This window comes from Aeromonas allosaccharophila (assembly GCF_000819685.1).
GTDB classification, from domain to species: domain Bacteria; phylum Pseudomonadota; class Gammaproteobacteria; order Enterobacterales; family Aeromonadaceae; genus Aeromonas; species Aeromonas allosaccharophila.
Map to the genome: position 1 here is coordinate 45,438 of NZ_CDBR01000027.1, position 6,316 is coordinate 51,753.

At 61.3% G+C, this 6,316-nt stretch carries 6 protein-coding genes; 4 read left to right on the top strand and 2 right to left on the bottom strand.

Annotation, left to right across the window (positions count from 1 at the left end; translation table 11 throughout):
• The first annotated feature begins 89 nt into the window (after window positions 1-89).
• Complete coding sequence (locus tag BN1115_RS06140; RefSeq protein ID WP_042656484.1) at window positions 90-3,134, top strand: cytochrome c peroxidase; 3,045 nt, start codon at window positions 90-92, stop codon at window positions 3,132-3,134.
• 71 nt (window positions 3,135-3,205) lie between these two features.
• Here the strand turns inward: BN1115_RS06140 and BN1115_RS06145 are convergent, their stop codons facing one another.
• Window positions 3,206-3,766: a gamma carbonic anhydrase family protein gene (locus BN1115_RS06145; protein WP_005335471.1), complete on the bottom strand. Its 561-nt coding sequence runs from the start codon at window positions 3,764-3,766 to the stop codon at window positions 3,206-3,208.
• A gap of 197 nt (window positions 3,767-3,963) precedes the next feature.
• Here BN1115_RS06145 and BN1115_RS06150 point away from each other — a divergent pair, with 197 nt between their 5' ends.
• The 3 genes from BN1115_RS06150 (at window position 3,964) to BN1115_RS06160 (ending at window position 5,999) form a co-directional block, all read left to right on the top strand.
• Window positions 3,964-4,605, top strand: a complete 642-nt coding sequence (locus tag BN1115_RS06150) for a ribonuclease T2 family protein (protein WP_042656485.1) — start codon at window positions 3,964-3,966, stop codon at window positions 4,603-4,605.
• Window positions 4,606-4,677: 72 nt separating this feature from the next.
• A complete protein-coding gene (locus tag BN1115_RS06155) occupies window positions 4,678-4,956 on the top strand; it encodes a Pathogenicity locus (protein ID WP_042656486.1) in 279 nt (92 codons plus the stop codon).
• Complete coding sequence (locus tag BN1115_RS06160) at window positions 4,953-5,999, top strand: NAD(P)H-dependent flavin oxidoreductase (protein WP_042656487.1); 1,047 nt, start codon at window positions 4,953-4,955, stop codon at window positions 5,997-5,999. Before BN1115_RS06155 ends, BN1115_RS06160 begins: the two co-directional genes overlap by 4 nt.
• A gap of 135 nt (window positions 6,000-6,134) precedes the next feature.
• On the opposite strand, the gene BN1115_RS22650 is transcribed toward BN1115_RS06160, so the two are convergent.
• The coding region (locus tag BN1115_RS22650) for a hypothetical protein (protein ID WP_208597751.1) at window positions 6,135-6,316 on the bottom strand (182 nt) is incomplete at its 5' end.

Below are 6,316 nucleotides of genomic sequence, written 5' to 3' on the forward strand. Positions count from 1 at the left end.
GTCAAAAAGCATATTAATTGAATGCAATTGATAATGATTGGTATTTGGTTGGATAATCGCGCACTTGTCTGACCACCCAACCATACCGAATGAAAACCAGCCTCTTACTGCTCAGCCTGCTGGCTCTGACCGCATGCAATTGCAATGATAATCACAGCAATACGTCTGTGGCCCCCTCACCCGAGGTGACCCCGCCGGTCGTCAAGCCGACCGAACCGCCCATCACTCCGCCAATAGTACCGCCGGAAACTCATACCCGGGTTCCTCTGACCATTGAGGTCAATGTGGCTGATCGACTGGGGGCGGGAGCACAGCTTGAGGTGAGACAGGTCGCCACCGGGATCCGCGTGCAACAGGCCATCGAACCGGGCCAGCTTGCCCGCATCACCTTGCCTGAAGGTCTGCAACTGGATCAGCCGCTGGAGCTGCTTGGCAGCGACGAGGGCTATCTGCTGCGAGCGGTATCGGTGCGGGTGGCGAATCTCTCGGCCGGGATCACTCTGGCGCGCCGCAACAGCGTGCCGCGGCTGGGATTGAACGAGGAGGAGACGGCGCTCTTCCTGCTGGCGGATCAGAGCGGAGATGGCTCCCTCAGTCAGGCCGAGTGGGGTAGAGCAGAGGAGATCCGCGTGCAACAACAGGCGGCTCTTCAGGATTATGCAGCCTTCCTGCTGGCCCAGCGCCAGCCGGGCGCCGTGCTCGACTATGCCGACAGCTGGCAGATGCTGTTGGCCCTGCGCGATGACAAGCAGGCGCGCAGCTGGTATCAGCGCAGTAACAGTGCCCAGATCCAGTCCGCCCGTACCCAGCTCTATCCCGCCAATCCGAGCCAGCCGGACGAGCCGGAGACGGCAGATCTGCTGCGCCTCGATGAGCAGGGGCTGCTGGTGGTGCGTGGCCCCTGGCAGTGCCTGCACGATGTGCGCACGGTCAGCGGGGTCAAGGGTAGCCAGTACTGGCTGTATGGCAGTGACACCAGTGCGTTGGCGGTTGCCAGCCAGCCACAACTGGCTGCGGGGCTGACCGCTTGCGGCCGCAGCGACTGGCGCCTGCCGACCCTTACCGAGTTCGAGAGATTGCTGAGCAGTGACAAGTCAGCATGGCGCTATCCCAATACCTTTGCTGTTGGCCTGCCCGCCCAGATCTGGCTGCAGGATGGGGTGGGTCAACCCCGTCTCTATCAACTTGCGACCCGAACCTGGCTGGATGAGGGAGAGGGCAGTCTGCTCTGGTATGCGCTGGCCTCCTATCCGGTGCGTCCCTCCGTGGTGCGCGACAGCAGCAAGCCTGACATGGCGACTCTGCGCGCCCAGTACAGCGGTTCATCGGCCCAATGGCCCGCCGCCCGGGTGGATGACGGGGTAGAATGGCAGGAGCTGGGGCCGCTGCCGGCGGTTCCCTTCCCGGCCGACAACCCCTATAGCCGGGCCAAGGTGGTGCTGGGTCAGCAGCTCTTTTTCGACAAGCAGCTCTCCAGGGGGCGGGACATCAGCTGTGCCAGTTGCCACGATCCGCAAAAGGGGTGGAGCGACGGCCTGAGCGTATCGGTCGGTCATCTGGGTCAGAAGGGTAATCGCAACGCCCCCTCCATCCTCAACAGCGCCTTCAGCTCGACCCAGTTCTGGGACGGGCGGGTCGCCACGCTGGAGGAGCAGTCGCTTCACCCGATCCAGAACCCCATCGAAATGGCGCTGAGCCATGACGAGCTGCTGGCCCGTTTGCAGGCCAGCCCCGACTATCAGGCAGCCTTTGCCACCGCCTTTGGCGATCAGGGGATCACGCTGGAGCGGATCGCCAAGGCGATCGCCACCTTCGAGCGCACCATCATCAGCCGCGACAGCGATTTTGAGCGCTTCGTTCAAGGGGATAGTCAGGCGCTCAGTGACAAGGCGCTGTGGGGGATGCACCTCTACCGCACCGATGGCCGCTGCATGAACTGCCACTCGGGCCCGTTGCTGAGTCAACACGGGTTCGAGAGTGTGGGGCTTACCTATTACGGTCGCGGCAAGCTGGAAGATCGCGGTCGCTTCCTGCAGACCCGCAACAAGTCGGACATCGGTCGCTTCAAGACCCCTAGTCTGCGGGATGTTGCTTTTACCGGCCCCTATATGCACAACGGCATCTTCCCGATCTTGGCCCAGCGTATCGGTGGCTCGGTGCAGGGGGTGGTGGCCATGTACAACTTTGGTGTGACCAAGTGGAGCAGCGGGGTGGGTTTCCCGACCGGTGCGGATCAATACGATCCCTTCTTCCCCAAGGCCTCCGATCACCTGCATGCTCTTGGCCTCAGCAATGACGAGCTCGATGCCATCGGCGAGTTTTTGCGCAGTGCCTCGGCCGAGCCGCGTCGCACCCCAGCCACGGTCGCAGAGCTGAGGGTGAGTGAGGCGGATGACCCGACTCCGGTGGGAGCGGTGATCACCGGATTGGCGGTGCTGCCTGCCCAGCCTCAGCTGGAAGTGGGGCGCTCACTCCCTCTGCAACTGCAGTGGCAACTGAGCGATGGCTCTCTCGGCCTGCTCGATGTGCCTGTTGAGTGGCGCAGCGAACAGACTGAGTTCGCCACCGTGAGTCCGCAGGGCGAGGTGCGCGGTGTGGCGGTCGGTACGGCACGACTGGTGGCGACCACGGCTCGTCACACGTTGACCGTGACGGTGCAGGTGGTGGATGCCCAGCCCGATTTTGCCCGGGGCTGCCGTCAACCCGAGCTTGTGGCGGGCAAGCTGGCTTTTGTCTGCCAGCTGACCAAGGACGAGGCGGATCGTCTGTCCATCTCCTATGACGGTGTGAGCAGTGACAGTGATGGTGACTACAATCCCTTCCCGCTGGAGTATGTGACCATGGGTCAGGCGCGGGCGCGGGATTACTGCCAGCAGCTGGTGGCGCGCGGCCACGATGACTGGCGTCTGCCGACCCGGGCCGAGCTGGAGGTGCTGTTTGCTGCCTACAACAAGGATGGCGCGACGGATCAGTTGCTTCAGCAGCAGGGGTGGCCGCTCTACAACCGCTACTGGAGCAGCGATGCGACTGCCAATGACGATGGTGAGCTGCCGCTGTTCGACCTGAGCACTGGCGACCCGCTGTGGGATCTGGTGGATGAAGCTCATGCCGCCACCTGCGTCAGGGCCATCTAACCTTCATAGATAGTCAGATGAAAAACGGGCGCTTCGGCGCCCGTTTTGTTCTCTGGTAATGAAGAAAGGGATCAGAACTCGTTGGAGAGCGCTTTGTACCCTTTAACCAGATCGATATTGGTGTGGGCCACGTCTTCGGAGAACTCGGCGGCATCTACCGAAACCCGCGGGATATGGGTCAGATCGCTCTGCTGGTTGATGCGGGTGGTGGAGGGGACGTAGAACTCCGGCGGCAGATCGCAGCCATCAATCACCGAGTTGTGACGCACCACGGCACCGTCACCGATATGGCAGTTGAACAGCACGCTGTTGAAGCCGATAAAGACCCGGTTTCCCACTTCGCATGGTCCGTGGACGATGGAGCGGTGGGCGATGGAGGTGTACTCGCCGATGGTGACGGCGGCGCCGGATTTGGAGTGGATCACCACGCCATCCTGGATATTGGAGTTGGCGCCGATGACGATGGGTTCCATATCTCCACTCTCATCCACCTCGTCGGCACGGATCACCGCATAGGGGCCGACAAAGACATTCTCTTTGATGATCACCTTGCCGCAGATGATGGCGGTCTTGTCGATATAGGCGGATTCGTCGATGACAGGCAGATGGCCGGAGGGATTCTTGCGGATCATGTTACATCCTGTGGTTGCTTGAAATGATGCGGTGGCGCACCCGGCGCCAGGATGCCAGCTTACGCCTCGTTAGTATCCGGTGAAACCCCGAAGTGGTCTGACCCTTGTCGCAAGCCTTGGCGGGAGCACTGTTTCCGCGTGCTGGAATATGGGAGCATTGCAGCCATTCCCGAGTTGGTTGAAATGGACATATATAGATGAAGAAGATGATTGCCCTGCTGGCGGGTGGTTTGTTGCTCTCCTCGGCCGCACAGGCCAAAGGAGAGGCGGGGGTGTTTGACTATTACGCCATGGCGCTCTCCTGGTCGCCCGAGCATTGCGCCGTCAAACCGGCGGATCGGGACCAGTGTTCCCGCAAGCTGGGGTTCGTGCTACACGGGCTCTGGCCCCAGTACGATCGCGGTTACCCTAGCAACTGCACCCGCGAACGGCTCGATCCCGATATGGAGAGCGAGTTTGCCGACCTCTACCCCAGCCGTTTTCTCTATCGCCATGAGTGGGAAAAGCACGGCACCTGCTCCGGCCTGAGTCAGCCCCAATTCCATCAGCTGGCAAGCAACCTGCGCCAGAAGGTGAAGATCCCTGCGGCCTATCAATCCCCGGAAGAGCCGCTGCGCAAAAGCACCTTCCAGCTCAAGGCCGATCTGGCGAGCGCCAACGAGTGGCTGGCCCCCGACAACATCACGGTGGCTTGCGCCGATGGTGGCCGCTTCCTGCGGGAGATCTACATCTGCGTCAATAAAGAGGGGACGGATGCGGTCACCTGCTCCGCCGAGATGCAAAAGCGTGAGCGCCGTTCCTGTGGTCAGCCGGACTTTCTGCTGCGCAGCGTGCGTTAAGCCTCCACTCTCTTCATCAGGCCCCTTGTGGGGCTGATGTGCAACCACGGCGATCGGAAAGGAGTCTGACAGATGGATGGCAACAACCGGTTTGGCCCGACAGAGCGGGCCCTGCTGCTCGGCGTGAAAGGGGTGGGGCCGACCGTTATCGGGCGGCTCGAACAGCTTGGCTACCATACCCTGGCCGGATTGGCCGAGGCCGACACCACCCATATTGTCCAGCTGGTGGCCAGCATGCTGGGCTCGACCTGTTGGCAGAAAAGCCCGCAGGCGCGCAGTGCCATCGATGGCGCCATTGCGCTGGCCCGCGCACATCTGGCGGCGGACGCGACAAACGGGGTGAATGGATGAGCCTCTTTACCGAGCTGGGAATGCGTTATCCCATCATTCAGGCGCCGATGGCCGGTGTGCAGGGAAGCGAGCTGGCGCTGGCCGTGACCCGTGCGGGCGGTTTGGGCTCCTTGCCTGCAGCCATGCTCACGCCAGCGGAACTGCGCAGCGAACTGGAGCGTCTTGCCAAAAGTGGCCTTGGGCCATTTAACATCAACTTCTTCTGCCATCAGCAACGGGAGCCGGATCCCGTTGCATTGGCTCGCTGGCAGCAGCGCCTTGCTTCCTACTATGCCGAGTTCGGTGTAAAGCCCTCAGCCGTCACGACGGCGCCAAACCGAGCCCCTTTCAATGAGGAACATGCTGCCATGGTGGCCGAGTTCAGACCGGCGGTGGTCAGCTTTCACTTTGGCCTGCCCGCACCCGAGCTGCTTGCCCAAGTGAAAGCGGCGGGTGCCAGAGTCTTTGCCAGCGCCACCACGGTGGCGGAGGCCGTATGGCTCGCTTACCATGGCGCCGATGCCATCATCGCCCAGGGATTGGAGGCGGGTGGTCATCGCGGCTACTTCCTCTCTGATGATCTCGCTTTGCAGCAGAGCACCTTGACCCTGCTGGCACAGATCCTCGCGGCAACCGATCTGCCGGTGATTGCCGCTGGCGGTATCGTCGATGGCAAGGGGATCGCCAACGCGCTGGCGCTGGGGGCCAGTGTCGTGCAGATGGGCACCGCCTTTCTCTGTTGCCATGAAGCAACCACCTCGGTGCTGCATCGCGCCGCTCTCCACTCGCCCCAAGGCCAGCAGACGGCACTGACCAATCTGTTCAGTGGCCGCCCAGCGCGGGGTATCGTCAACCGTCTGATGCGTGAGCTGGGCCCGCTCTCGGAGTTTGCCCCTCACTTTCCCTATGCCAGTGGCGCACTGGCACCGCTGCGTGCTGCCGCCGAAAAAACAGGTGACAGCGGCTTCTCTCCGCTCTGGGCTGGCCAGAATGTAGTGGGTTGCCGGGATCTTCCCGCCAGCGAGCTGATGGCGAGCTGGATCAAAGAGGCTGGATTGGGATAGGCACACCTATATATGCCTCTTTATATAGAAGCGGTCGTTGGTGCTGTGTGTCAGACGCGGCGGTGCAGCGATGATGGATGGGGGCTTGTACCGTTTTGAGGCGCATATCCGGAGACAAAACCCCGCATTTCACCCCTACCTGTGGATAAGTCTGTATAAAGGCTGTGTGTTGATATGAATAACTAATAAATTGCACTTTTTTGCAATTTTATTGCGGTAAAGCCTTGCCAATGTGAGCTGGATCTCTATAATACGCCACATCGACAGGGCAAGCGGCAACGCAAACAACCCGGTCGGTAACCTCGAAAAGCCTTTGA

Excerpts from the sequence above, each read along its gene's own strand:
- BN1115_RS06150 (WP_042656485.1), top strand. The coding sequence starts at position 3,964 with ATGAAGAAGATGATTGCCCTGCTGGCGGGTGGTTTGTTGCTCTCCTCG.
- BN1115_RS06155 (WP_042656486.1), top strand. The coding sequence starts at position 4,678 with ATGGATGGCAACAACCGGTTTGGCCCGACAGAGCGGGCCCTGCTGCTC.
- BN1115_RS06140 (WP_042656484.1), top strand. The coding sequence starts at position 90 with ATGAAAACCAGCCTCTTACTGCTCAGCCTGCTGGCTCTGACCGCATGC.
- BN1115_RS06160 (WP_042656487.1), top strand. The coding sequence starts at position 4,953 with ATGAGCCTCTTTACCGAGCTGGGAATGCGTTATCCCATCATTCAGGCG.
- BN1115_RS06145 (WP_005335471.1), bottom strand. The coding sequence starts at position 3,766 with ATGATCCGCAAGAATCCCTCCGGCCATCTGCCTGTCATCGACGAATCC.